The sequence below is a fragment of the Streptomyces sp. MAR4 CNX-425 genome (genome assembly GCF_048656465.1).
In the GTDB taxonomy this organism is placed as follows: Bacteria; Actinomycetota; Actinomycetes; order Streptomycetales; family Streptomycetaceae; genus Streptomyces.
Genome location: NZ_JBMDLF010000020.1, coordinates 10,589 through 35,344, shown reverse-complemented (window position 1 = coordinate 35,344; position 24,756 = coordinate 10,589). Strand labels below are relative to the sequence as shown.

General features: G+C 74.0%; 20 protein-coding genes. 4 read left to right on the top strand and 16 right to left on the bottom strand.

The annotated features are described in order from the left end of the window. The first annotated feature begins 280 nt into the window (after nucleotides 1-280). From ACHZ99_RS32795 to ACHZ99_RS32785, 3 genes are all read left to right on the top strand, one after another. Nucleotides 281-853 (top strand): TetR/AcrR family transcriptional regulator, encoded by a 573-nt coding sequence (locus tag ACHZ99_RS32795; RefSeq protein ID WP_420308485.1) that lies wholly within the window; start codon nucleotides 281-283, stop codon nucleotides 851-853. A gap of 439 nt (nucleotides 854-1,292) precedes the next feature. Continuing rightward, on the top strand, nucleotides 1,293-2,453 hold the full coding sequence (locus ACHZ99_RS32790; protein ID WP_420308484.1) for an MFS transporter: 1,161 nt from the start codon (nucleotides 1,293-1,295) through the stop codon (nucleotides 2,451-2,453). Next, nucleotides 2,450-2,866 carry a Dabb family protein gene (locus ACHZ99_RS32785; protein ID WP_420308483.1) on the top strand — a complete coding sequence of 139 codons (417 nt, stop codon included), beginning with the start codon at nucleotides 2,450-2,452 and terminating at the stop codon, nucleotides 2,864-2,866. The genes ACHZ99_RS32790 and ACHZ99_RS32785 overlap by 4 nt, the downstream gene beginning before the upstream one ends. Before the next feature lie 202 nt (nucleotides 2,867-3,068). On the opposite strand, the gene ACHZ99_RS32780 is transcribed toward ACHZ99_RS32785, so the two are convergent. The 13 genes from ACHZ99_RS32780 to ACHZ99_RS32720 all read right to left on the bottom strand — a co-directional run bounded on the left by ACHZ99_RS32780 (nucleotide 3,069) and on the right by ACHZ99_RS32720 (nucleotide 16,162). Beyond that, the gene (locus tag ACHZ99_RS32780) at nucleotides 3,069-3,839 is read right to left on the bottom strand and encodes a zinc ribbon domain-containing protein (protein WP_420308482.1); all 771 of its coding nucleotides are present in this window, start codon (nucleotides 3,837-3,839) and stop codon (nucleotides 3,069-3,071) included. A 520-nt stretch (nucleotides 3,840-4,359) separates the two neighbouring features. Beyond that, nucleotides 4,360-4,923 (bottom strand): phage tail protein, encoded by a 564-nt coding sequence (locus tag ACHZ99_RS32775; protein ID WP_420308481.1) that lies wholly within the window; start codon nucleotides 4,921-4,923, stop codon nucleotides 4,360-4,362. 37 nt (nucleotides 4,924-4,960) lie between these two features. After that, the gene (locus tag ACHZ99_RS32770; protein ID WP_420308480.1) at nucleotides 4,961-6,922 is read right to left on the bottom strand and encodes a putative baseplate assembly protein; all 1,962 of its coding nucleotides are present in this window, start codon (nucleotides 6,920-6,922) and stop codon (nucleotides 4,961-4,963) included. Beyond that, complete coding sequence (locus ACHZ99_RS32765; RefSeq protein WP_420308479.1) at nucleotides 6,922-7,344, bottom strand: GPW/gp25 family protein; 423 nt, start codon at nucleotides 7,342-7,344, stop codon at nucleotides 6,922-6,924. The genes ACHZ99_RS32770 and ACHZ99_RS32765 overlap by 1 nt, the downstream gene beginning before the upstream one ends. After that, a complete protein-coding gene (locus tag ACHZ99_RS32760) occupies nucleotides 7,344-7,661 on the bottom strand; it encodes a PAAR domain-containing protein (protein WP_420308478.1) in 318 nt (105 codons plus the stop codon). Before ACHZ99_RS32760 ends, ACHZ99_RS32765 begins: the two co-directional genes overlap by 1 nt. Nucleotides 7,662-7,703: 42 nt before the next feature. Beyond that, nucleotides 7,704-9,533 carry a VgrG-related protein gene (locus ACHZ99_RS32755; RefSeq protein ID WP_420308477.1) on the bottom strand — a complete coding sequence of 610 codons (1,830 nt, stop codon included), beginning with the start codon at nucleotides 9,531-9,533 and terminating at the stop codon, nucleotides 7,704-7,706. Beyond that, nucleotides 9,530-10,252: a LysM peptidoglycan-binding domain-containing protein gene (locus ACHZ99_RS32750; protein ID WP_420308476.1), complete on the bottom strand. Its 723-nt coding sequence runs from the start codon at nucleotides 10,250-10,252 to the stop codon at nucleotides 9,530-9,532. The genes ACHZ99_RS32755 and ACHZ99_RS32750 overlap by 4 nt, the downstream gene beginning before the upstream one ends. A 57-nt stretch (nucleotides 10,253-10,309) precedes the next feature. Beyond that, complete coding sequence (locus ACHZ99_RS32745) at nucleotides 10,310-10,735, bottom strand: phage tail protein (RefSeq protein WP_420308475.1); 426 nt, start codon at nucleotides 10,733-10,735, stop codon at nucleotides 10,310-10,312. A gap of 29 nt (nucleotides 10,736-10,764) precedes the next feature. Continuing rightward, on the bottom strand, nucleotides 10,765-11,112 hold the full coding sequence (locus ACHZ99_RS32740; RefSeq protein ID WP_420308474.1) for a hypothetical protein: 348 nt from the start codon (nucleotides 11,110-11,112) through the stop codon (nucleotides 10,765-10,767). A 2,347-nt stretch (nucleotides 11,113-13,459) separates the two neighbouring features. Next, nucleotides 13,460-13,618, bottom strand: coding sequence for a DUF6760 family protein (locus tag ACHZ99_RS32735; RefSeq protein WP_420308473.1), 159 nt, complete (start codon nucleotides 13,616-13,618; stop codon nucleotides 13,460-13,462). After that, complete coding sequence (locus ACHZ99_RS32730; protein ID WP_420308472.1) at nucleotides 13,615-14,118, bottom strand: hypothetical protein; 504 nt, start codon at nucleotides 14,116-14,118, stop codon at nucleotides 13,615-13,617. Before ACHZ99_RS32730 ends, ACHZ99_RS32735 begins: the two co-directional genes overlap by 4 nt. Next, complete coding sequence (locus ACHZ99_RS32725; protein WP_420308471.1) at nucleotides 14,115-14,555, bottom strand: phage tail protein; 441 nt, start codon at nucleotides 14,553-14,555, stop codon at nucleotides 14,115-14,117. The genes ACHZ99_RS32730 and ACHZ99_RS32725 overlap by 4 nt, the downstream gene beginning before the upstream one ends. A 35-nt stretch (nucleotides 14,556-14,590) precedes the next feature. Further along, complete coding sequence (locus ACHZ99_RS32720) at nucleotides 14,591-16,162, bottom strand: phage tail sheath family protein (protein WP_420308470.1); 1,572 nt, start codon at nucleotides 16,160-16,162, stop codon at nucleotides 14,591-14,593. 248 nt (nucleotides 16,163-16,410) lie between these two features. On the opposite strand from ACHZ99_RS32720, the gene ACHZ99_RS32715 reads away from it, so the two are divergent. Next, complete coding sequence (locus tag ACHZ99_RS32715) at nucleotides 16,411-18,462, top strand: DUF4157 domain-containing protein (RefSeq protein ID WP_420308469.1); 2,052 nt, start codon at nucleotides 16,411-16,413, stop codon at nucleotides 18,460-18,462. A 44-nt stretch (nucleotides 18,463-18,506) separates the two neighbouring features. Here ACHZ99_RS32715 and ACHZ99_RS32710 read toward each other — a convergent pair whose 3' ends face one another. The 3 genes from ACHZ99_RS32710 to ACHZ99_RS32700 all read right to left on the bottom strand — a co-directional run bounded on the left by ACHZ99_RS32710 (nucleotide 18,507) and on the right by ACHZ99_RS32700 (nucleotide 24,636). Further along, nucleotides 18,507-20,540 carry an ATP-binding protein gene (locus ACHZ99_RS32710; protein WP_420308500.1) on the bottom strand — a complete coding sequence of 678 codons (2,034 nt, stop codon included), beginning with the start codon at nucleotides 20,538-20,540 and terminating at the stop codon, nucleotides 18,507-18,509. Between the two features lie 80 nt (nucleotides 20,541-20,620). Continuing rightward, on the bottom strand, nucleotides 20,621-21,403 hold the full coding sequence (locus ACHZ99_RS32705) for a DUF4255 domain-containing protein (protein WP_420308468.1): 783 nt from the start codon (nucleotides 21,401-21,403) through the stop codon (nucleotides 20,621-20,623). Next, nucleotides 21,400-24,636 carry a hypothetical protein gene (locus ACHZ99_RS32700; RefSeq protein WP_420308499.1) on the bottom strand — a complete coding sequence of 1,079 codons (3,237 nt, stop codon included), beginning with the start codon at nucleotides 24,634-24,636 and terminating at the stop codon, nucleotides 21,400-21,402. The genes ACHZ99_RS32705 and ACHZ99_RS32700 overlap by 4 nt, the downstream gene beginning before the upstream one ends. Between the last annotated feature and the right edge of the window lie 120 nt (nucleotides 24,637-24,756).

Sequence of the window (24,756 nt, the reverse complement as noted above, 5' to 3'; positions counted from 1 at the left end):
GGCGTCAGACTCCAGCACGGGCTTCTTCGGCTCCCTGACCGAGCGTGGGGACGCGGACGGGCCGGGGCTTGAACGAACGCGGGGGCCACAACCCTCACCGCCAGCAGGGTCCTCTCGAACCGGGCGACCGGCGGGGTGGGCGGCGCTGCCGAGTAGCTGCGCAGGCTCCGCCTCCCCGGCTGCGCCGGCTGATCGGCTCCCGGACCACCGCCCGCAGCTGCCGCCGCCCCGTCGCCCGGGCGGGTTGACAGTCCGCGAGTGTGAGTGGTTTATTACTCATATGGCGAAGACACCAACATCCGGGCGGCAGCTTTCGACCGCCGACGAGCGGAGGAAGACGGTCCTGCGGACCGCGGTCAGCGCGTTCGCGGAGCGGGGGTACTTCGGGACCACGACCACGGATGTGGCTCGGCGGGCGGGTATCTCGCAGGCGTATGTCTACCGGCTGTTCCCGGACAAGGAGATGCTGTTCGCGGCGGTGGTGGAGTACTGCTTCGCCCGGGTCCGCGAGAGCTTGGGCGACGGGGTGGCGGCGGCCGGGGGAAGTTCGCCGGAGGCGGTGCTGGACGCGATGGGGGACGCCTATGCGCGGCTGATCGCCGACCGGGATCTGCTGCTGCTGCAGTTGCACGCACAGTGCGCTGCGGCCTCGGAGCCGGTGATCGCCGAGGTGGTGCGGGCCGGCTACGCGCGTCTGGTGGAGTACGTGCGCGGCGTCTCGGGTGCGGCGGAGGCGGACGTGCAGCGGTTCTTCGCCACGGGCATGCTGTGCCACCTGGTGGCCGCAGTCGACGCCCCGCAGATCGACGCCCCGTGGGCCCGGACGCTCTCCGAGGGGCTTCGCCACTACTGACCGGGGTCCCGGAACGGGACGGGAGGAGGTGAGGACAATGACCCGCAACGTCGCGCTGCGCTGGACCGCGCTCGCGCCCCTGGCCGTTCTGGACGTGGTGCTGTTCATGCTGTGGCGCTGAGCACCCCACGTCCGTACTCCGGGGTCATTTTTTTGGCCCCGAGAGTGAGTGATTGACCACACATAACACCTGACTCGAAGGAGATCGCCGTGACCACTCCTGCTCCCTCCCGCGTCGAGCGCCTCGCCTGGCGGTCCGCGCTCACCGTCCTGATCCTCGCGCTGGCCTTCATGGTCACGCTCTGGGACTGACCTCCCGGCCGATCCCGCGAGAGGAAGGTTCTCCATGGCTGCCGTATCGACTCGGCCGACCAGGCCGCCCCAGGCCCCGCCGCGTCCGGCGCGCGCCGCGGTCCTGGCATCGGCGATGTTGACGATCATGTCCCCGGCGATCATTTCGCCCAGCCTGCCCGCGATGCGGGAGGTCTTCGCCGGCGTGGCCGGTGCGGATCTCCTCATCCGCTTCGCGCTGACCGTCACCTCTCTCGCGATAGCGGTCAGCGCGCCCGTCTCCGGGCTGGTCGCCGACCGGCTGGGGCGCAGGCCGCTGCTGGTGTTCAGCCTGGTGCTGTACGCCATCAGCGGCACCGCCGGATTCTTCGTCACCGACCTGTACCTGCTGCTGGCCACCAGGGCACTGCTCGGGGTTGCGGTCGGCGGGATCATGACGGCGGTCGGCGCCCTCATCACCGACTGGTTCGACGGGCCGCGGCGTGCGTCGTTCCTCGGCCGGCAGCAGGCCTTCGCCGGCCTGGGCGGCGTCGTGTTCCTGCCGCTGGCCGGACTGCTGGCCACGGTCAGCTGGCGGGCACCGTTCTGGATCCACATCGCCTCGGCCGCCGTCGCCGTGCTCGCCGTCCGCGCCCTGCGCGGCGAACCGCGCGTGGAGCGCGCCGCGGTGCCCGGCCGCTCACCTCGCCCGCGCCACCGGATGATGACCGGCGGCATCCTCGGCGTGTACGTGCTGGCGCTGGTGGCGACGCTGGCGTTCTACATGGCGCCCACCCAGCTGCCGTTCCTGCTCCGCAGCCACGGCAGCGGGCCCACCGTCGCCGGCGCGGTGCTCGCCGGCAGCACCCTGTCCAGCGCCCTCGGCGCGCTGGCCTTCCCCGCGCTGCGCCGGCGCATCACCACGCCGCACGTCACCGCGGTCGCCGTCACCCTGCTCGGTACGGGCTGGGTGCTGGTCGGCACCGCCGGCACCGTCGCGCAGATCGCGGCCGGGCTGCTCGTCGGCGGCCTCGGGGTCGGTCTCGTCGTACCCAACCTCAACCTGCGGCTCAGCGAGACCGCCCACCCCGACCAGCGCGCCCGGGTGCTCAGCGGCCTGGTCACGGGGATCTTCCTCGGGCAGTTCCTCTCCCCGCTGGTCGCCCAGCCCCTCATCCAGGCCACCGGCATCGCCGCCGCGTTCACCTGGACCGGATCCGCGATGGCGGCAGGCGCCGTCCTCGCCGCCCTCGCGTCGTGGCCGCGCCGCACCGGCGGGAGCCACGCCAACCCCACTGAAAACACCGCACCGAAAGGAAGAATCCGATGATTCACCACGGCATCCGCTTCACCTTCAAGCCCGGCACCACACCGGAACAGCGCGAGGAGGCCCTGGAGAGCCTGCGCAACCAGGGCCGGGAAGTCCCGTCCGTGACGTCCTTCGTCGTCGGCCGCGACTTCGGCGGCGCGTACGAGTGGGGAGCCACCTTCGCGATCGAGGACCTGGACGGCTACTGGGAGTACCTCATCCACCCCTCCCACCTCCACACCGACCGGATCGGGCTGCCGCTGGTCGACACGTTCGCGTCGTTCGACATCACCGACGACCTCTCCCCGGAGATGGGCGAGCGGATCGCCGCCCTGCACCAGCGGCGCTACGACAGCCTCCCCGACCTCACCCGGCTGGTCTCCGACCTCGGTGAGTACGAAGGCAGCGCGGCACCGGGTCCGCACGCCGCCTGACCGGCGCACCCCGCGGCGCGGGTGGGTACCCCGGGGTACCCACCCGCGCCGCGTCCGTCCGGGGGCAACCTGCCGTCGGCAGCTCGCGCTCCTCGACGGCCCAGTCGCTGCCGGGACGTACGCCCGCGCATCCGGTTCGTTCGCCGAGCGCGGCGCGGCCGTGCCGGTATACGGCCGGGTTGATCGGACGTGGTGGACGAGGTCAGCTTCGTTGGAAGAACTCGACCTCGGCCAGCGCCAGGTGACGGTCCTCGGTGAGGCCGACGGCGGAGCGCAGAACCAGGCGTACCGTCTTCACGTCGCTGATGCCGGTGGGGATCGGCTGGCTGCCCGGTTTGTCGCTGAGGGTGAGCTCCTCGTCGTACTTCTCGCCGTCCTGCGTCGTCACCTCCATGCGCATCTGGAGCGCGCGCGCCTGACCGGCGTACTCCTCCGGCTTCGCGGACGCGCCATTGGTGATGATCAGGTCGACCAGCCGGAACGGCTTGCCGAAGGTGTACGTCACCGAAGCGCCCGTCGCGGGAGCCCCCCAGTACCTGTCGCGCAGTCCGTCGGTGGTGTTCTTCGCCGGGTGCCCGGGGACCTCGGCGCTCGCCTTGACGTCCATCGGCGTCACGGGTGTGGGCTTGCCCAACTTGTCCCGTGTGTCCTCGAACAGGGCACGCCCGGCCGGCAGCAGCAGGAAGCCGCCCGCGCACAGCGCCACCACCACGGCCAGGACCACCAGCAGCCGCACCCCCCGCCCCGAACTCGCACGCACCCGGCGGCGGAACGGCCGCACGGTCCGCCACCACGGCAGCGGGGCCGTCTTCGCGGCGGGCTTCAACTCGGCCGCGCAGTGCCGGCAGAACCGGCGGTTCGGCGCATTGGGCGTCCCGCAGGAGGGGCAGGGCAGGCCCGCTCCCTCGTCCGGCACCGCCGCCTGTCGTACGACGGGGCGGGGGGCCACCGGCTTCGCGGGCTGCACGGGCACGACGGGGTTCCGTGCCGGTGCCTCCGAGGTGGGGGTGGCCGGGGGGCGGAGGCCGGGCGGGTTCGGGGTGGTTGGAGCGGGTGCGGTGGGGGGCGTCGGTGGTGGGGCCGGCTTCTGCGGGGGCCGTGCGGTGGTACCGGATGGGGCGGGTGTGGAGCCGGAGGACGCGGATGCCGCGGGCGTGGGGGTCGATGATCCGGGTGCCCCGGCGCGGGGGGCTTCCTGGGCTTCGTCGGCATGGGGGGACTCCCCGTTGCCGGTGGTCGAGCGGCGCGTGGCGGCGGGCGTGTCGGTTCGGGTGTCGTCGAGTGCGGCCGGGGACGGGGAAGTCGCGGTCTCGTCCCGGCCGGGGTGGGTGTCGGGCCCCTCGTCGGCGCTGGAGTCCGCGCCCGCGGTCGGCATGGCACTCGCGTTCGCGTCCCGCGTCGTGTCCGACCAGCCCAGATATGCGCCGCAGTTGCCACAGAAGTCATCGCTGGAGCCGTTGGACGCTCCGCAGGCGGAACACTCCCGCATGGCGTCATCTCCCCTCGTCGGCGGGCGGGCCGGACAGGGCCTCCACCCGGCAGACGGTATGCGCCGGGCACATGGCCTGGACGATCTCCTGGACCCTGGCCGCGTCCACCCGCGCCGCACGGCCCGGCCACACCCGGACCAGGATCTCGGCGGGGGGCTCCGGCGGCAGCTCGGTTCCGGCGGTGCTCGACCAACGCGAGCCACCGTCGTTGGCCACGTCGGCGTGTACCCCGAGCGCGAGGTTCAGGGCCTCGACCAGACCGCGTCTGGTGCCGCGCCACCGGTGCAGCTCCACCGCGCGGACGACCGCCTCGCGGCGCACCTCGACCGGCCACTGCGGGTCGTCGGTGGCACCCACCCACGACGCCAGCCAGGCCAGGAAGTCGACCGGCGTCACCCACGGGTCGAAGTACGCGGGCAGGTTGTCGAGGGTCGCGAACACCGGGGCGAGGACGGTGTCCAGACCGGCGGTGAACCGCTGCGCGAAGCCGTCGTCGGCGTACAGGGCGGGCAGTTGCTCACCGATCGGGTAGCTGCTCGCCAGCCCGGGTACGGCAGCGCGGCTCATCGCGGTACCTCCGGCTCCACGCCGGTGTCGGCCACGCTCATGCCCGCGCCTCCCGCTCCAGCGCGGTGACAACGACCTGGTGCTGGTAGGAGAAGACCAGCGCACCCGCAGCCACGTCGATGCGGTCTGCCGGGGCGCCCCGGCGGCCGGTGATCGGGTCGGCGGGAAACAGGCGGATCTCCTCCACCAGCGCATCGCCGGTGGCACGTTGCAGGATGCCGAAGACCTCGCCGTACTGCACGGGCCGCCCGAAAGGCCACCCGGTCCCGTCCGGGCCGCCGTGCAGCGGGTTGAGGTGGCGGAACAGGGCTTCGAGCGCCGCCTCGCGGACCCGGTCGGTGTCGCCCGGTGCCGTCACGAGCCGGGCGACCACGGTGACGCCCTGGTAGACCGGGGGCTCCACCACGAGACGGGTGCCGATGAGGCGTCGTTCGTCGAGGCTCACGGTGATCGCTTCGAGGACCTGGTCGGAGGGGATCAGCTGCTCGAAGCGGAGCCGGTTGTCGCCCTCGTCGGCCACCGCGTCCGGCACCACCAGGACCCGTACCGCGCCCGCGTCCTCCGCGGCGGGCAGACAACGGACCCGGCGTACCGAGGGCGCGGCCTGACGGCTGATGATCTCATAATCCTCGGCGGTCACCGCACGCTCCTGCATCCGCAGTACGTCCGGCGCCCGCAGCTTGGCGTTGGCAACGGTCTCACCTGCGACCCCGCCGCGCGCCGCCTCCCGGTTGACGACGCTGGCCACGTACGGAACGGAGCTGCGCAGCACGGAGATCGCGCCGCGGGCGACGTTTCCCGCCGGCCCGCCGCCGGTGCGGTAGCGGGCCACCCGGACCTGAGCCCCCTTGGGCGGTACGGCTCCGCACTGCCGCAGCGTGCCGTCCGGCTCGCGCAGCACCGGGGGGAAGGTGAACTCGCCCGTGGTGGTGTCCACGCGGACGTGGCGGTCGGTGGGCCCGGAACGGCCGAAGTGCTCCACCACGTCCCAGCGTTGCCACCCCTCGGCCGAGGACACCTCCACCACCGGAGGCTCACGGTCGAGGAGGACCGGCGGGCTGCCGAGCCGGAACGTCTGCCCGGCGACGCCCTCCGACGTGCCGAGCGGCACGTCGGTCACGGTCTCGGCGTGCTCGGTGAACACGGTGCCGCCGACGGTGAACACCGCTGCCTCGCGCACCGTCGGGGACTCCGAGTAGAACGGCTGGCCGGGCTCCACCTCGGTGACCCGGCAGCGTAGCCAGCCCGCCCGGGTCCCGCCGATCACCGACGCCGTGTGCCCGGCCGGTACGTACACGATGACCTCACCGGGCTGGTTCAGGCCGCCGGTGGTGTCCGTGCCGGTCTCGCAGACCTGCCAGCCGCCGCCGTTCCACGCCTCCCACACCAGCGGGGGCTGGCGCGGGTCCACGCCGATGCCCTCCACGCGGCTGTCCAGACGCAGCGCGACCACGCAGCGCGGCACCGCCGTCGGCAGGCCGAACAGCAGCGCGTCACCGGGCTCCGGTGCCGCCTGGAAGCAGCGGACGTCCCGGCCTTCGGCGAGCGTGCCGGTCATGTCGGTCTGCGCACCGGAGCGTGGCGCGGTCACCAGTCGGATCAACTCGCTCGGCAGGATGAGCAGCTCGTCCGCGGTCGTGAACACCACGGCCTCCTCGGACTCGCCGCGCGCGGTGGTCACCTCGGTGCCCGCGGGCAGGGCGACCGTGTCGGGCTGCGGGGCCGACAGCCAGAAGTCGACCTCGGCGCCGGCCGCGGCAGGCGGGAAGAGGCGGATGCCCAGCAGGTCCAGGAACGCGGTGTAGTTCTTGTCCGGGACCCGGTTCAGCCGGTACAGCAACTGGTCCACCATGTAGGCGAACGTCTCGATCAGGGTGACGCCGGGGTCGGAGACGTTGTGGTCGGTCCACTCAGGGGTGCGCTGCTGCACGTACCGCTTCGCCTCGTCGACGAGCTGCTGGAAGCGCCGGTCGTCCAGGTTGGGGGAGGGCAGGGCCATCAGTCCGCGACCGGTTCCTCGGCCCCCTCCTCGGAGGGGGTCGTGTAGAAGGGAAAGACCAGGTTGCGCCGGTCGTTGGTGGAGCGCACGGAGTAGTGCACGTCGATGTAGAGGGTGCCGTCCTCGACGGCGTCGAAGGCGACCACCACGTCGTCCACCGCGATCCGCGGCTCCCACCGCTCCAGCGCCGCGCGCACCTGCTGCGCGATGCGTCCGGCGGTGGCGCCGTCGACGGGGGCGAAGACGTAGTCGTGGATACCGCAGCCGAACGCGGGGCGCATGGGACGCTCGCCGGGGGCGGTGCCGAGCACCAGCCGGATCGCCTCCTCGATCTCCCGCTCCCGTTCGACCATGGCGATCCCGCCGGTCGACCCGACCCGCAGCGGGAACGCCCAGCCGCGGCCGATGAACTGCTCGCTCATCACACACCGCCGATCAGGACGTTCGGGGCGCCGGTGACGATCATGGCGCCGCACGACGTCTGGTCGCGGGCCTTTGCGGCCGGCAGCCCGCCGATGAGCACGGTGCCCGAGGCGGGCCCGGCCGGGTCGGGCACGATCACGTTGCCCGGTCCCAGGGCCGCGTGCGGCGGTATCACGCAGGTGTGCACGCTTCCCACGACGGCGGCGGGGCGACCGCCGACGAGCACGGTGGCCACCGCCCTGGCGGCGGGCGGCGGTGGTGCGGCGATCACCCCGCCGTGGTTGGTGGGGTCGCCGGTACGGGCTGCGGCAGGCATGCGGCGCTCCTTCGCAAGGATCGTGGGTACGGCGGACAGAGGTCAGTTGATCCGGATGAGCTTGGCCTTGAGGACGCCGAGCAGACCGCCGTCGACGGTGACGTCCGACGAGCCGTTGACGCTCACCCTGCGGCCGCCGATCTGCACCCCGACCCGGCCCTGGATGTCCACGTTCCGGCCCGACACACTCACGTTGCCCTGTCCCGCGTCCAGGGTGATGCCCGTCTTGTCGAGCAGGACGGATGTGAGGGGTTTCCGCCGGCCCTTCGCGGCGTACACCGTCAGCTCGATCCGGTCCCGTCGGTCGTCGAGGAACACTTCGAGGCGCTCGTCGGCGGACATGAGTCTGACGCCGGACCGGCCCGGAGCCCTCGCGTCCAGCAACTCGACCCGGTGTCCCGAACGTGACACGAAGGAGCGGCGGTTGACCCTCCCTGTGGTCCTGTCGATCAGCTGGACATCGTGCGGCGACGGCTTGTCCACGCCGTTGTAGAGCCCGCCGATGACGTACGGGCTGTCAAGCAGGCCCTGCTCGAAGCCGACCAGGACCTCGTCGTTGACCTCCGGGCTGACCACGCCGCCGCCGCCCCTGCCGCCCCACTGCACGGTGCGTACCCAGTCGCTGACGTACGTGTCGTCCAGCCAGGGAAACTTCACCTTCACGGCGCCGCGCTCGGAACCGGCCGGCTCGCGCACGTCCGTCACCACGCCGATCGCCAGCCCCGGCATGCGTGGCCCGCGGCTCGCCGCGTTGGCGCCGGTCACCAGGCCGGTCAGGGAGCGGTCGGGGCTGGCGCCCACCCACACCGTCGTCCGGTACCCGCCGTGCGGTTCGAGGACGTGCCGCACGGCCGTCGCCGTGTACCGGCCCGAGAACGCCTGCCCGACGTTGCCGAGCGCCACGGGCTTGCCGACCCGCAGCAGGGGGTTGCCCTCGGCCACCGCCTCCAGCTCCCCGAAGCCCGCGCCGACCTGATCGGCCACCGCGTCCGCGACCGCGGTCGTCTCGGCCTGGGTGCGGTACGGGGTGTCGGTGACGGTCAGCTTCGACGACTTGCCGAACCGGGCGGCGAGCGCCGGGCTCAGACCCGGCACCACCGTGTCGCTGGTGACCGACGGCTGCCGGGCCACCAGCGGCCGCTTCGTGGTGACGTCCCAGCCGCGCACCTCCACCTGCTGCGCACCGTCCGCGGCCGACAGCGAGGCCCGCAGCGACAGCAGGTTCCGCCCGTACTCCAGCACCAGGGGATTCCGGGCGGCCGAGGTCGACGGCGCGGGCGCGCCGGACGCCTTCCGCGGCCTGGTGAACTGCAGCAGCCCCTGGTCGTCGACGCGCACCTGCGCACCGCTCTCGGCAGCCAGAAACTCCAGGAAGTCCCAGTCGGACACGTTCGCCTGCGAGAGCTGCTGGTACGTGACCGGTGCGGCCTGCACCGTGCCGCAGGCCAGCCCGGCCCCGGCGGCCACCTTTCGGACGATGGCCGCCGCCGTCATGTTCCGGTACGCCACCACCTTCCGGCCGCGCTGAAGGCGGTGCGCCTTGGAGTAGGCCCGCACCACCGTGAACGAGCCCGTGCCGTCCCGGTCCACCTCCAGGGCCGTCACCTCGCCGTTGAACAGCCGCTCGCGCGCCCGACCGGACACGGTCACCACCGACACCCGCAGCGGGGTGCCGATGGTCACGCCGGTCGCCCGCAGGAACTCGTGATCGGGATCGCGGAAGGTGAGCACCGCCGCGTCCGGCAGGCCCACGTTCTCGTCCACCGCGCAGCTCATCAGCTGGGCGGCCCAGACCGGCGGCAGTTCGCCGGGCGTCTCCACGATGGGGTCCGCCGCGAACGACCGGCCACCCCGTTCTCCGGGTGCGGTCACCGCTCCTCCTCACCACCCGCGTCACGCAGCCCCGGCACCACCAGTTCGGTGCCGGGCACGAGCACCATCGGGTTGTCGATTCCGTTCGCCTCCGCGATGACCCGCCAGGCCGTCGCGTCGCCGTACTCCCGCCAGGCCAGCATGGCCAGGCTGTCGCCCGCCACCACGGTGTGCGTACTGCGGGCGGTGCGCGCGCCGGACGTCGGGTTCTGGCCCGGCGGGTCAACGCTCGCCTCCTCGATGGACAAGGCGCAGGTGGCCCGCAGGGGCTTGCCGTCCACGTCGAACAGCGTGTACGACACCGACAGGCTGGTGAGCACCCCGTCGAACGAAGTCGTCCGCGCGGTGCCCCACTCGAACCGCACCCACGGGCTGGCCGGCTTCTTGCGGCCCAGGCTGACCGGGGTCGGCACGCACGCCTTCATCAGCTTCTCCACCGCCAGCTCCACGGAGTTGTCGCGGGTGGCCGTGGCATCCAGGAACACCTCAAGGCTCAGCTCGCGCGGACCGCTGCCGACGAACTCGGGCAGCGCCGACTGCCCCGCCATCCGGGACGGCGTGCGACGCCACTCGGTGGACTTGCGCAGCTCCAGCGTGGCGGGGTTGAACTGGAGGTTCAGCCGCGCGATCGTCCCGCCGGGCTTCGCCCCGACCGAGGCGGGGGGCTCCTTCAGGGTCAACTGTGCCCTGGCCCGGCTGGAGCGGGACGCTGGGGACATGCCCCGACCTCCTTATCTGGTGCGCGCACGTGAACGGGGAGCCTTGCCGAGGAGGCGTCAGGAAGGGCGCAGCCCTTCGTGGGCGATCTCCAGGGTCTCCACCGCCGCCTGCGAGTTGCCGGGGTCGAAGGACGGCCCCTGCCAGCGCACCGGGACGATCCCGAACACCTGCCAGCCGGTGATCGGGGTCAGGTCCGGCTTCAGCGCCACGATCTCGCCGTCCTTGGGCTCCACCCGCTTCAGCGTCTCGTCGAGCCAGCGGGCGATCTTCGCCGTGTCGGCGGTGACCGGGCGGGTCAGCGTGATGTTCGACCAGCTGACGCGGCCGGGTAGCTGCCAGGTGAAGCCGTTGTTGCCGCCCTCCTGATAGCTCTCCATCTCCACCTCTGCGCCCATGCCGGAGCAGCTGTGGAAGGGGCCGAGGTCGTTGCCGCCTATGGCGAGCCTGAAGAACACGCTCGTGGCGAAGATGCTGTCCGTCATTCGTCCGTCATCCGTTTCCTGCCGTGCCCTCAGCGGCGTCTGTCGTGGGGGCGGCCGATACGTTCCCGCCCGCGCCGCAGCTCGGTGCGCAGCAGCCGGGCCATCGGATCGAACAGGCGGCGCGCCAGGTCGTCCAGGTCGATGCCGGCGTCCTGCGGCGCCCCAGCACGCTGGGCAGCGCTCCTGCTCGACGAGCCGGGGGCCGGCCGGGACTGACCGCGCGCCGGTACCGCCCCCGCGGGTACGCCCTCGGGCGCGGCGAGGTCACCGGCAGCGGAGGCCGGCTGCGACCGGCTGCGCGCCGGCACCGACCCGGCCGGTACGCCCGTGGGCACGTCGAGGTCGTCGGCGCCGGGGAGCTGACGCTGCACCGGCATTCCCGGTCCCCGGGCCCGGTCGCCCGCCGCCGGCGCAGGGCCGGGCGCAACGTTCCCCGGCCGGGCCACGGGGACGTTCCCCGCCGGTGCCGATGTCCGCGCCGTGACCGGCGTGCGGTCCGCGAGCGGCGGCAACTGCCGGGCGGCCACAGGCAGGGGCCGCCCCGGTACGACGGCGGCCGGGGCGGCCGATCCGGAAGGCTCCGGGTGGGGCGGCGCGGACCGGACGACCGGGGCGCGCTGCACGAAGGCCGCGGAACCGGCCTCTGGTCCACCCGGGTTGTCCGGGCCGGGTCCCTCGGGCGCGGCACGCTGGACGGAGGGCGTCGCAGGGGCCGCCGCGGAGGGTACGGCCGCCGCCGGGACCGACGCGGGCGGCCCGCTCATCGCAGGGGGCACCGCGGACGATCCAGGCGTGGGCCCCGGGGACGACCTGTGCGGCCGGTCGGAGTCTCCCCGGGCGTCAGCCGGTGCGCCCGGCCAGCGTGCCACCACGACCGGACGGTCGCCGGTGCGGGCCGCAGCGGGCGGTGCGACGCCTTCCGGGGGCCGGGTGTTCAGGGTGAATGGGCGCGTGGGGAGCAACTGAAGGGTTCGGGGCGGCGCCGCCGCTGCGGCGGAGGGCGGAGGGCGGCCGGTGCCGTCGGCTACCGCCCGGGCGACGACGACCGGGCCCGGGGAACCGGGGTGTGAGAGCCGCCGCGCGCCGGGAGCCGGATCGTCGAACGCCGTGCCCCCGGTGTCGGAGCGGTCAGCGGGGCTGCGCTGGACCGCGGACTCCCCCGGCACCGGGCTGTCACCCTGCTCCGGGCGTGCGGGCTCGGTGAGCGCCCGGTCGCCCTGGTGCACCGGTGCGCGCCGGACGGCCGGCGACGGACGGGAGTCCCCGGTACCGGACCCGGGCACGTCGGCGCTCGGCGGCAGCGCGGGGAGCGGTGCACCCAGGCCACCGCGGGCACGGGCGCCGGTCGGGCGGGGGGCGGGGCCGTCCGGGGGCGCTCCCTGCACGCCGCCGGCGGATGCGCCCGACGTGCCGCTCGTGCCGCCCGTACCGTCCGCCCGGCGCTGGACGACGGGAAGTGCCGGACCGGACACGGGACCGGCGTCGGACGAGGCGGAGGTACGCGGCGCCAGCGGCGTAGCTGTGGAGGGCAGTCCACTCAGCGGGGCGCCGAGGGGCGCGCCGCTTCCCCGGCGTGTGGCGGTGCGCTGCGCGGGGGTGATGGATCCCCCCGCCGCACCGGCGGGTGTGGTCGGCGGGGAGGGGCTGCCGGATGCATCGGGACCGGTGCCAGGCGACGGGTGCGCGGCGGGCCGCAGGGCGGGGACGCGGCGTACGGGCCCCGGCCGGCGTGGGGAGACGGTCAATCGAGGCCCCACTGGGCGGAGCCGGACCGCCGGGCCGGGCGCCTCGGCGGCGCGGGACGCCTGCGGCGGTGGGCCTGTGGCCTCGGTCGCGGTGCGCCTTCCAGCCGGGCCGGAAGGCGTACGGCTGCCCGGACCGGGCCGCGTCCGGGAGGCGCTCCCGGAGTCCGGCCGCGGCGCGCGTCCCGACCGTGTCCGGGAGCCGGGCGCACCGGACGCGGGCCGGTCCACCACGCCGTCGCCGGCCGAACCCGGAACCACGGCCACGCGTCGTACCAGCGGAATCTCCGGAGCGACCGACCGGCGGCCGGTGTCGGCGGGGCTCACGACCGGGGCACTGCCCGGAGCCACGGCTCGTGGGACAGGAGCCGACGCGGGGAGCACCGCGGGGGAATCCGTGGACGTGAGGCCACGGCTCCGGGGAGACGAACCGGATCCCGCCGAAGCGGAGCCCGCCGACCGTGCCTCCGGCCGTGTCCGACGTGCACCCGGTGCTGCCGGGTCGGCGGGCGACGGCGGCCTCGCGCCGTCCGGGTTCCCGGCGTCCGGACCGGCCCCCGGCTCGTCCGCTCCCGCCGCCCGCACGGCCCGGAGCAGCAGCGGTCCTCCCCCGGTGTGGCCGGGCGGTCGGGCGGCGGGGCGGGTGACGCCGCGGACCAGGCCGGTCGGAGCGGTGGACAGCACGGCGTGGCCGAGGCTGTCGCCGAAGGACGGGTTCCGCCAGGCGGCGAGCCCGGCGCGGAAGGCGAGACCGTCGCTGACGCCCAGCGGAGCGCGGCCCACGGTGAGCGCCGGCGGCGCGGTACGGCGCCAGCCGCCATCCCAGTCGGCAGGCACGGAAGGAGCCGGGGCACCGGACGCGGAAGAACCCGGATGCCCGGACGCCGCAGAGCCCGACGCACCGGACGTGCCCGGGCCCCTGCCGTCACCGGAGCCCGCCCCGGCGGCCCGGCGGCGCAGCCTGTCCCGCCATCCCATGTACTCAACCGCCTTCGTTCATACGGGTGTTGATACGGGCGATCTCGGCCACCCACTGCCGGCGTTCGCCGTGGGTGAGGTCGAGGATCTCCGCACGTGGCCAGTGGAAGTGGTAGGCGATGTACGCGATCTCCTCCCGGAGCCGGGGAAGGGCGTACGTCACGATTCCCCCAGGCGCCCACCCGAGAGGTCGACCTCGAAGCCGCCCTCGCAGTGCGGGCAGGTCACCGCCGCGCGGGTGTGGCCCTCGCTGTTGACGCGGCGGTAGAAGTCCTGGAGGAACGCGACGTCGGTGGCGTACATCCGCTCCACGATCCCGGCGTGCACGTCGGTGAGCGAACCGATCCGGGTGATCACCTGGCTGAGCAGCACCACGCTCAGATACGCCGGGTTCTCCTTGACCCGCAGGTCGATCTGGGGCCGCAGCTCGTCACGGGCCGTGGCCAGGCGCATCGCGCCGTGCCGGTGCACGGTGCCCGACTCGTCCACGTACCCGCGCGGCAGCTCGAACTCGAACTCCGTGCGCAGCCCCTGGTCCTCCCGGCGCGGCGGGGCGGCGGGGGTGGCCGCCGCCGGCTCCGCCGTCTGCTCCGCCGCCTGGGCGGGCCCCGTGACCTGGAGGATCTCCTCCAGGCCGCCCGCCGTCACCGTACGGCGCCTCATTCGACGACGATCTCCTCGAACACGATCGTGACGGACTCGGTGGCCGCGGACGACTCGCCCGCGTTCAGCGACGGGCCCTCCCACTTGGAGGCCCAGCCCTGCATCAGCTGGATACGGCGGACCGTGCTGCCCTCGGAGTCCTTGATCTCGATGGTGAGGTTCTGCCGGGCGGAGTTCACGGCCCCGTTGTTCAGGGTTTCCTTGATCCACTTGGTGAACTCGCTGCTCTGGTCGAGTCCCCGGGTGATCGTGATCTCGCCGGCCAGCCGGGCTCCCGGCTGCTTGCGGATGATCTGCTTGCCCTGGTCGCTGACCTGCCTGACCTCGACGACCTCCTCCTCGACGGTCAGCCCGCTGATCTCCTGGATCGACTCGACCAGGTAGCCGCCGAGCTGCACGCCGAAGACGTGGGTGGAAAGTGCATCGCCCGTTGCCATGTCCGTCTGTCAACCCTTCCTTGTGGACCCGCGGGTCACTCGTCGATGAGGCTGGTGCTGTCGGAGAACTGCGCCAGCCGGAACACCACGAACTCGGCGGGCTTGACCGGCGAGACGCCGATCTCGCAGACGACCCGGCCCTGGTCGATGGACTCCTGCGGGTTGTTGTCGCGGTCGCACTTCACGTAGAACGCCTCGTCGGCGGTGCGGCCGAAGAGCGCGCCCCGGCGCCATTCCTCGCTGAGGAACGCGGTGACGTTGCGGCGGATGCTCGCCCACAGCCGGTCGTCGTTCGGCTCGAAGACCACCCACTGGGTGCCCAGCAGGATCGACTCCTCCAGGTAGTTGAACAGCCGACGCACGTTCAGGTAGCGCCAGGCGGGGTCGGAGGAGAGGGTGCGGGCGCCCCAGATGCGGATGCCCCGGCCCGGGAAGGCCCGTACGCAGTTCACACCGATCGGGTTCAGCAGGTCCTGCTCACCCTTGCTGAGCCGGATCTCCAGGTCCACCGCGCCGCGGATCACCTCGTTGGCCGGCGCCTTGTGCACACCGCGATCGGCGTCGCTGCGCGCCCACACGCCGGCGACGTGACCGCTCGGCGGCACGGTCGTGTTGCGTCCGAGGGCCGGGTCGAAGACCCGCACCCACGGGTAGTAGAGGGTGGCGTACCGGGAGTCGTAGCCCGCCTCGTCGTTGCGCCAGGTGCGCACCTGCTGGGCGGAGAGCCCGGGCGGGGCGTCCAGGACCGCCACCCGGTCGCCCATCTGCTCGCAGTGCGAGATCACGGCGAGCTGCACGGTGCGGAGGCCCTCGGCGTCGATGGCGCCGCGCTGGTAGGCGCTCATCAGGTCCGGCACCGCGACCATGGTGATCTCGTCGATGGTCTCCAGGCCGGCGAACCCGGTGCGGGCCCCGGCGTCGCCGACGTACTCGGCCGGGTCGAGGCGGGCCACCTCGCCGGAGCCGCCGGCAGCGGGAACGGCGGCGGCAGGCGCGGCCGGGGCGTCGGCCAGCGCCACCGTCTGGTTGGCGGGCCTGCTCTGGGCGGCGCCCTGCTCCTCGGTGACCTCGATCAGCTGGGAGGCACGGGCCTGGGCGACCAGATACCCCTTGACGTTCTTGCGGGTGGAGACGTCGTACGTCTCCACCACCTGATCGCCCTGGCGGACCAGGACCTTGAAGCGGTCCGCCGGCGGCTTCTCGCCGTCCGCGTCGGCGATCTCCACCGACACCCCGGAGGCGCCGGGCCGGGCCGCGACCAGGAAGCCGCCGAGCTGTGCCGGCTGTGCCGCCGTGGCCCCCCGCCGGCCACCGCCGGCGGCCGGGGCGGAGGCGTCCTCGGCGGCGCCGCCGATCCGCACCACGTACGCGGCGCCGCCGCCGTTGGCGAAGTATCCGTAGACCGCGTGGGCCAGGTACGTGCCCTCGGTGAAGCCACCGAACTGCTGGGTGTACTGGTCCCAGTTGGTGACCAGCGTCGGCGTGTGGAACGGGCCGTTCCCGGCGAGCCCGACGAACGCGGCAACGGCGGTGCCGACTCCTTCGATCGGCCGGGCACCGGACTGCACCTCCTCCACGTACACGCCTGGGGTGAGGTACGTCGGCATGCTCGCTCCTTCAGGTCTGTACAGCCGGCCACCTGTGTCCAGGGCGAGTCTGCGCGAAGGGCCCGCCGGGGCGGCAGGGACGTACGGACCGGGCCGGGGGCAGGACCGTTACCTTTCCCAGCCGCCCCCCGACCGCCCGACCGCCACCCGCGGCTGCCCTTGCTCTGCCCGTACGGACCTGGACGCGCCGGGCGCCCACGCGGTCCCCTGGGGGCCGCACCGGGAGCGCGGCGAGCAGGAGGCAGCGGATGCAGACGTCCAGGTCGCACGCCGAGCGGGCCCGGGACGAGCAGCCGGCCCACGGCACCGCCGCCGGCCGGAAGACGCCCTCGGCGGGCGCCGCCGTACCGCCTCCGCTCACCGCCGGCACGCTGACGGCGTTGCAGCGCGGCGCAGGCAACGCCGCGGTTGCCGGCATGATCGCCCGCCGTGAACGGGCCACGCCCGCCCCGGAGCAGCCGGACCCCGGGGTGCGGGGCGTGCTGCGTGCGGTCGGCCGGCCCCTCGCCGCGCCGGTACGTCAGGAGATGGAGTCCCGATTCGGCACGGACTTCTCCGGTGTACGGCTCCACACCGGGCCCGCCGCCGCCCGCTCGGCCCGCGCCGTCGGGGCCCGCGCCTACACCTCCGGCAGCCACGTCGTCATCGGCGACGGCGGCGGCGACAAGCACACCCTGGCCCACGAGTTGACCCATGTCGTCCAGCAGCGTCAGGGCCCGGTCCAGGGCACCGACCACGGCGACGGACTGCGGATCTCCGACCCCTCGGACCGCTTCGAGCGCGCGGCGGAGGCGAACGCGCACCGCGTCATGGCGGGCCCGGCGCCGATCCGGCCGCAGGACGCCGCACCCCCCGTGGAGTCCGGCGGCCTGGCGACCGCCACGGGGGTGGTCCAGCGCAAGGGTTTCGAGGACCTCTCGGGATCGCTCCCGTCCTTCGTGCCCTCCGCGTCCGCCCCCGTGGCGTCCTTCCTCAAAACCCTCACACGCAGCCCCGTGCAGGAGGACCCCACGGTCCAGGCGGTCCGCCGTGACATCGAGGCGTACGACAAGGATCCCAAGCGCGACCCCGTCCACTGCCTCGGCGAGGTGGCCCGGCTCACCATGGCGGTCAGCGACGCCGAGGACGTCATCGGCGACCGGCCCGAGACGGAGGTCAGGGCGGTCAGGGAGTTCCTGACCGCGGCGAACGAGGCGCTGACGGCCGAGAAGAACCTACTCACCGAGCAGATGCTCCGGGACGACGCGTTCCCGGATCCCGCCCGCGGCCCCTTCGACGCGATGACCGGGCGCGGCATGCTGTGGACCGAGGAGACCTGGGCCGACAGCGCCACCGCGTTCGGCATGAGCGGGCCGAGCTACTTCCGCGAGCTGTCCGAGCTGAACCGGCACGGTATGGCCAGGGAGATCACGGGCCGCGGCACCCCGAACTGGGTGGACGGCCTCAAGTCGTCCCTGGAGACCGCGCTGCAGCAGAGCGTGCTGTGCCACTACACGTCGAAGGAGCTCGCGAGGCTGGTCGAGCAGGAGGGCCGCCTGAAGTCCAAGACCGACCTGCTGAAGGAAAACCCCCAGGCGCCCAACAACTCCGAGGCGTACGACACCCACGTCCTGGCCAACGAGGGCTTCGTCTTCTTCTATCTGGAGGAGCCCGGCAGCGACTTCCGTCGCAGCCGCTTCGGCGGGGACGACACCGGCGTTCCCGAGGCGCGCATCGAACTCCGGCTGGCGGAGTCGTCCCTGCGCACCGAGGGCTGGCTGATGCTCAGCGACTTCGCCCAGCGCGAGTATCCGACCATCAGGGCCGACCCGCAGCAGCCGGACCAGACGGCGAGCAAGCTGCCGACCCGCGTGGACGAGATCCCGGCGGCGTTCACCCTGCCCGTGCGGAGCTTCGACCTCGGGGCGGGCAGGGCGGACGTGGACGTCGAGAAGGCCGAGGTAAGGAGAGACGACGAGACGGACAGCGAGCGCAGGTCCCTGATCCTCACCGTGATGGGCCAGGCCGCGGCGGACCCGTTCAGCACGATGACCTACGGCGGCGGTGCCGGGGCGCCGGAGTACAAGGAGCCGCTGCGCTCCAACACGCTCCTGGGTCCCGACATCGTGCCGGGGCTGGCGGACCGCGCGGTGCTGGAGATCATGCGGCTGGAGGAGGTCAACCCCGCGCTGGCGACCCGGCTCAAGGCGATGGGCGGCCCGGAGCTCATGCGGTACCTGCTCAAGGACCTCCTGCGCCCGCAGGCGATGCTGCCCGGCACCGTCGACCTGAGCAGGGCCACGGTGACCTACAGGTCCTGACCCGGGCCCGGCACGGCTTCGTCGACAATCCGTGGCGGGCGGGGTCACGCCCCGGCCACCGCCAGATACGGGCCGAACTCGCCCTCCAGCAGCAGCCGCCCCAGCTTGCGGTACTCCTGCGCCACCGCCGTCACCAACTGCCCCATGGTCAGCGGCCCGCCGGACTCGGCCGCCAGATACGCCGCGGTCACCGCGCAGGACCGGATCGAGCCGCCGGCCAGTTCGAAGCGGTCCGCGCAGAAGCCGAGGTCCAGGTCGCCGGCCCGGGGCAGCCGGTCGCCCAGGCACCGTTCCCACAGGGCGAGGCGCTGGCCGGCGTCGGGTACCGGGAAGTCCGCCACCACGTCCAGGCGGCGCGTGAACGCTTCGTCCAGGTTGGCCCGCAGGTTGGTGGTCAGCACCGCGATCCCGTCGAACGACTCCATGCGCTGCAGCAGGTACGCCGACTCGATGTTGGCGTGCCGGTCCTGCGCGTCCCGTACCTCGGAGCGCTTACCGAAGATCGCGTCGGCCTCGTCGAAGAGCAGCACCGCGTTGACCGCCGACGCCTCGGTGAAGATCCGCTCCAGGTTCTTCTCGGTCTCCCCGACGTACTTGTCGATGACCGTGGAGAGGTCCACCACGTACAGGTCCATGCCCAGATCCGCCGCGACGACCTCGGCGGACATGGTCTTGCCGGTGCCCGACTCCCCGGCGAACAGGGCGATCACACCGTGCCCCCGGCCGCCGCCGGGCCGCATGCCCCACCGCCCGAGCACCTGTTCGCGATGGCGGGCGCGCAGCGCGAGTTCGCGCAGCCGGCGGTGGGTGAGCGGCGGGAGCACCAGGTCGTCCCAGCCGACCGCCGGCTCCACCCGGCGGGCCAGCCGGTCAAGACCCGCGCCGTTCTGGGCCCGTACGGCGGCCCGCAGGTCGTCGGCGTGGACCGGGCGGCCCGCGAGGCCGGCCGTGCGTACGGCCACGTCGGCGGCGCGGCGCAGCTGCCCGGAGTCCAGGCGGTGCGCGGCCACCGCGCGCGCGAGTTCCCCGGCGTCGCCGGTGACGGAGCCGTCACCGGCGGCGGCCCGCTCCAGGGCGTGCCGCCAGCGCGCGGCCTGCCGTTCGGGAGAAGGGGCCGGCACGGTCAGGACGACCGGGGTGTCGGGCGCCCACGCCGGGTCCCAGCCGACCGTGCCGTGCGTGAACAGCGGGATCCCGCGCAGCGCCGCGCACAACGCCCGCAGCGTGCGGGCCCGTTCGGCGGGCTCCCCGGGCAGCGCCTCCACCGGGCCGAGGACGACTCCCGCACCGGTCAGGCGCGCTTCACGGGCGACCACGCGGGCCAGCTCCGGCACGTCACCGGAGCGCCCGGCGAGTGCCGCCGCGTCCACGGCGAGCAGGTTCGGCCCGGTCGCGTGCAGGGCGGCGACCGCCAGGCCCTCCGCGTCGCCGCCCCGGCTGCGCAGGTGGACGAGGCCGGCGCCGGTCCCGGCCGCGGCTGCCGCCCGCTGCACGTCCGCCGCCTCGGCGGTCGGGTCCTCCCGGGCCTCGCCGAGCACCCCGGCCAGCCGGGCGTCGTGCTGCGCGCTGCCCAGGAGATGCCCGGTGACCCGGTCGGGCACCACCAGGACGCGGGAGAGCGGCGGCCGTTCCGGCTCGGTGACCGCCACCAGACCACCCGCGACCAGCGGCGCTCCGGTGGCGAGCCGGAATCGCCCGGACGCCGCCCCGGCGAGCCCGCACAGCTCCAGCGCGAGCCCGACCGTGGGCCGACGGCGCGTCAGGTCGTCGTTGAGGTAGCCGTAGAGCCGCTCGAACCGCGCGTCCAGATCGGGTGCCACCGCGACGAGCAGCAGGTCCAGGTCCAGCGGCGACAGCCCGAACCGGTCGGCGAGAGTGCCGAGGAGAGAACCGGCCGGGGGCTGCCGGGGTTCGTGGCCGGGTACGTCGAGACCGCCGGGCTCGTCCAGGATGCGTGCCGCCGCCTCGGGGGTGAGGTACTGCCCCCGGTACGGGTCGTCGGGGTCGGGATCGGCGCCACGCCGCGCCGCCACCGCCCGCCGCACCCGCTCCTCGACCAGGCGGAGCCGCGTCCACAGGTGCTCGACGCCGACCGGACGGGCTTCGCCGTCGCACCGGGCCCGGGTACGGGCGGTGGCGGGCGGCTCTGTGGTGCGGGTCACGGATGACGGTCTCCCCTGCGGCGGCGCCGGGCCGGGGCCGGGCCCCGCTCACGGGGGCCGGCGAAGCCCTCCGGGCCCGGATCGCCCGTCTCCGTGTAGCGCAGCCGGCGCCCCGGCTCCGTTTCCCCGCCCTCGTGGTCCCTGCCCTCGTGGTCTCCGTCCTCGTGGTCCTCGCGGTCCTCGTCGTCCTCGCGGTCCTCGCGCCGGGCGTCCCGGCCGGCGGAGCGCACGACGAGCCCTTCGGTGACCGGCGGCGCGGCGGCCGTGCTCACTCCGGCGAGCGGCGCCCGTACCCGTACCCCGAGCGACGCCTTCAGCTCCCCGCCGAGCGCCGACCACACATCGGCGGCCGCCGGTACGTCGGCCCCCGTGCCCGCGGTGTCCAGGCTCACGGTCAGGCCCAGTTCGGCGAGGGTGCCGCTGAGCAGCCGCCCGGGCAGGGTGTCGGAGGCCACCAGGCGGGCCAGCACCTGCGAAAGCAGCCGGTGTTCGTCCTGCGGGCGGCCCGCCCACGCCGTGACCAGGTACGTTAGCTCGAACCAGCGCGGCGGGGCGCGCCGCGCCACGACGTGCCCCGCCGTGTCGTACACCTCCCCGGCTCCGCTGCCGCGCCGACCGGTGTCCTCGCGGATGTCGTACAGGAAGACGCAGACCGTCGGTGCGCTGCGCCGCGCCGCCCAGTCCCGGGTGGGGGCGTCGAAGACGACCTCGACGCCCGCCACCTCCAGGCCGGACTCGGCGAGCAGCCGGCGCAGCCCCTCGTCGACCTCATGGATCACCGGCGGGTCACCTCGTCCGGCGGCTGCACGCTGCCGCTGACCACCAGGAAATCGGTCCTCGCCGGTGCGAACCCGGAGCCGGTGGCGGTGATCCGGCGCGGCCCGGTCCGGTCCTTGGCGAGGATGAGCAGCTGGCCGGTAAACGTGCCGTCCGGCTTCGGGACGGTCGGCGCCGCCGCCGCGGTGATCCCCGGCTTCCAGGTGAACCGCACCGGCGCTCCCGGCGGGAAGTCCTTGCCCCGCACGGAGGTGACGAAGCCGGGCTTGCCGACCTCCGGCACCGCGACGATGCGCGGCCGGAGGATCCGCAGCCGCTCCCGTGCGGTGTTGTCGCCGCGGTCGGCATCCGTCCCGGTGGTGGTGAGTTCTCCCGTGACGTGACCGGTCAGCGCCTCGTCGGGACGGAGGACGACCCGGACATCGATGCTGTCGCCCGGATCGAGATCCGGCAGCGCGCACACCCAGCGCCGGTCGCAGCCCGGGGGCGGCCCGTTGTCCGGGATGCCCGCGGGCAGCCCGATGCGCAGTCGCAGCCCGGTCGCCAGCGCGTTGCGGCCGTTGCGCACGGTGTACGTCACCACGACGCGTCCGCCGACGTATCCGGGGTTCGGCCGGGCGGTGACGCGCACCCCGGGTCCGGCATCCGGCTCCTCCGCCTCCGGGGGCACCGTGGGCGGTGTGCCGGGCGGAGGGGTGGGCGTCGGAGTGGGAGTCGGGGTCAGGGTCGGGGGCGGAGGCGGTGTCGTCGGGGGTGGCGCGTCCTCCTCGACCACCGGCACCACGGTGCGGCCCGTGTTGTCGCCGGGCTCCGGATCGAGGACCGTACCGGTGACCGACCAGTCGACCGGCGCGTCGCCGGGCACGAGTCCGGTGAGGGTCACGTCGACCGGCGTGGTCGTGCCGGGCTCCAGCACCCCGACGTCGCACTGGAGTGAGGCGGCGTCGCAGGTGCCGCCGGGCCGGGTGACCCCGGTGATCTCCACGCCGGCCGGCGGGGCGATGGTCAGCGTGGTGCCCGGGGAGACGGCGGGGCCGTTGTTCACCACGTCGACGCGGACCGTGGTGGACTCGCCGACGGTGACCGCCGGAACGGTACCGGGCGCCTCGACCGTGAGGTCCACGGACTGCTGCACCGTCGGTTCCTTCTGCCGGCCGGCCAGACCGGCGGTGAGGGGGGTGACGTCGCCGGACGCGACGTCCAGGACCCGTAGTTTCTCGGGGCTGTTGGCCGCGGGCCCGGTGCGGGAGCTGAACACGATGCCGGTTCCGTCGCCGGTCCAGGCGGCGTCCCTCGGCTGGTGCGGGCCGGTGACCGAGGTGTCCGGCAACTCCTGGCCGCAGGCGCCGGGCAGGTCCCGGGCGGCGGCGGGCAGCAGCACCCGGCAGTCGTCGCCCGACAGGGACGTCAGCAGCAGGCCGTTCTGTTCGTCGTCGGCGCCGCCGCCGTTCTTGCGGTTGAAGGCGATACCCAGTCCGTCCGGGGAGAACGCCGGACTGTCGTCGATGACCTGGCAATTGCCCGGGCAGTTCGCCGCGCTCAGGTCGCGCTGCGCGCCCCAGTCGCCCACGGGCACGGTCCAGACGTGCTTGTTGCCGCCGGCCCCGTCGATCACCTGGTTGCGGGTGAACGCCAGGGTAGACCCGTCGGGGGACCAGGCGGGCTGGGCGTCCTGACCCTGGAGTTGCCCGGCGGGCGGGACGATCTCACCGGTGATCGCGCCGGTGGCGACCTCCGCGACCAGTACGCGGCTGGGGCCCGCGGCATCCCCGACGCCGCCCGGCGACGTGCGGGTGAAGGCCAGGTACCTGCCGTCCGGGGAGAACGTCGGGTCGGTGTCCCAGTCGCCGGGGCCGCGTCCGGCGAGCGGCATGGGTGCCGCGTTGGCGCCGTCGGCGTCCGCCATCCAGATCCGTTCGATCCGGCTGCCGGGTGTGTCCCCCGTGTCCTCGAAGCGGCTCACCGCGATACGGCGGCCGTCCGGCGTGTAGTTCTGCCGCTCCGTCCACGGGTCGTAGCCGGGCCTGGGCCGGAACAGCCGGTCCTCGCTCGTGTCGGTATCGGCCTCCGGGTCCTCTTCGAGGATCGTCAGCCCCAGGTCGCGGGGATCGGCCCCGTCCATCCGTACGTCCTGCAGCGTCGCCACGTGCGGGCCGGCCGCCGAGGTGCGCTCCACCACCACACCGCCGCCGGCGAGCGGGCCGAGCCAGGTGGGCGAGCGGACCTCCCGGTCCTCGTCCAGCACGAGCGAGGGGACCTGCTCGGAGTGCGCGGTCGTCCGGAACACGTGGTCGTAGTCGCCCTCGCACTCGCAGGTGATCTCGGGGCTCAGGAACACCACGCCGTCCCCGTCGGGCAGCCACGTTGCCCCATGGGCACGCCACTCGGCCTGCGCGCCCCCGAGGAGCGGTTCGTCACCGGTCCCGGACGCGTGCGCCACCCGCAGCCGAGGGACGCTCGGCCCGTCGACCGGGGTGGTCGTGGCGGTGTACGCGATCCAGTCCCGGTTCTCGGCGTCGTCCACCGGGTTCCACACCGGCTCGGTGGCCGCGCCGTTCGCGGGATCGGTGACCCGGGTGGCGGTGCCGCCCGCCAGGGGACGTACGTAGATCTGCGGTCCGACCGCCTGGTCGCCGTCGCTGGAGTACGCGATCCGCTGCCCGTCCGGGGAGACCGTCGGGCCCTCCTCGCCCTCGGCCGTGTCGGTGAGCCGGGTCAGGCCGGTGCCGTCGGTGCGCACCAGCCACAGGTCGCGCTGCGTCCCGCCGTCCGGACCGCCGGGCTCGGCCGAGTCGAACACCACGGCCAGGCCGTCCGGCGTCAGCCGGGGGTGCGCTGCGTCCCGGCCGGTGGTGAGCTTGCGGACCGAACCGTCGGCGGACCTCAGATAGATCTGCGGGTTCTTCTCGTCGCGGCGGCTGGCGAAGACCATCTGGTCGCCGAGGGCGGACGGGTGGATGTCGTAGTGGGCCGGGCCGTCACCGAACAGCGGTGTGCTGGAGGTCGTGGTGGCGACCTGGCCGAGACTGCGGTGCCGGGTACCGGCGTACGCGACCCGGGTGTCCGCGGCGTCGACCGGGTCGACGGCGTCGGCGGCGTCGGCGGCGTCCTTCACCTGCGGCTCGGCGCTGCCCGGCCCGTCGGCCGCCGTCACCCCGAGCAACGGGACCACCAGCAGCAACGCCACGCCGAGTCTCCCCAGGCGGTACCGCCCGCCGGAGCCAGCGGTTTCCATCACGGCCCCCTCTTCGCAGATCTGACGCGGCATCTGGATGCGCCCCCGCCACCCTCCCTCACCCGCACACGGCGAGGCAGGGCCGCGGGTCCCCGCCCGGGGGAAACATGCGGTGCGCTT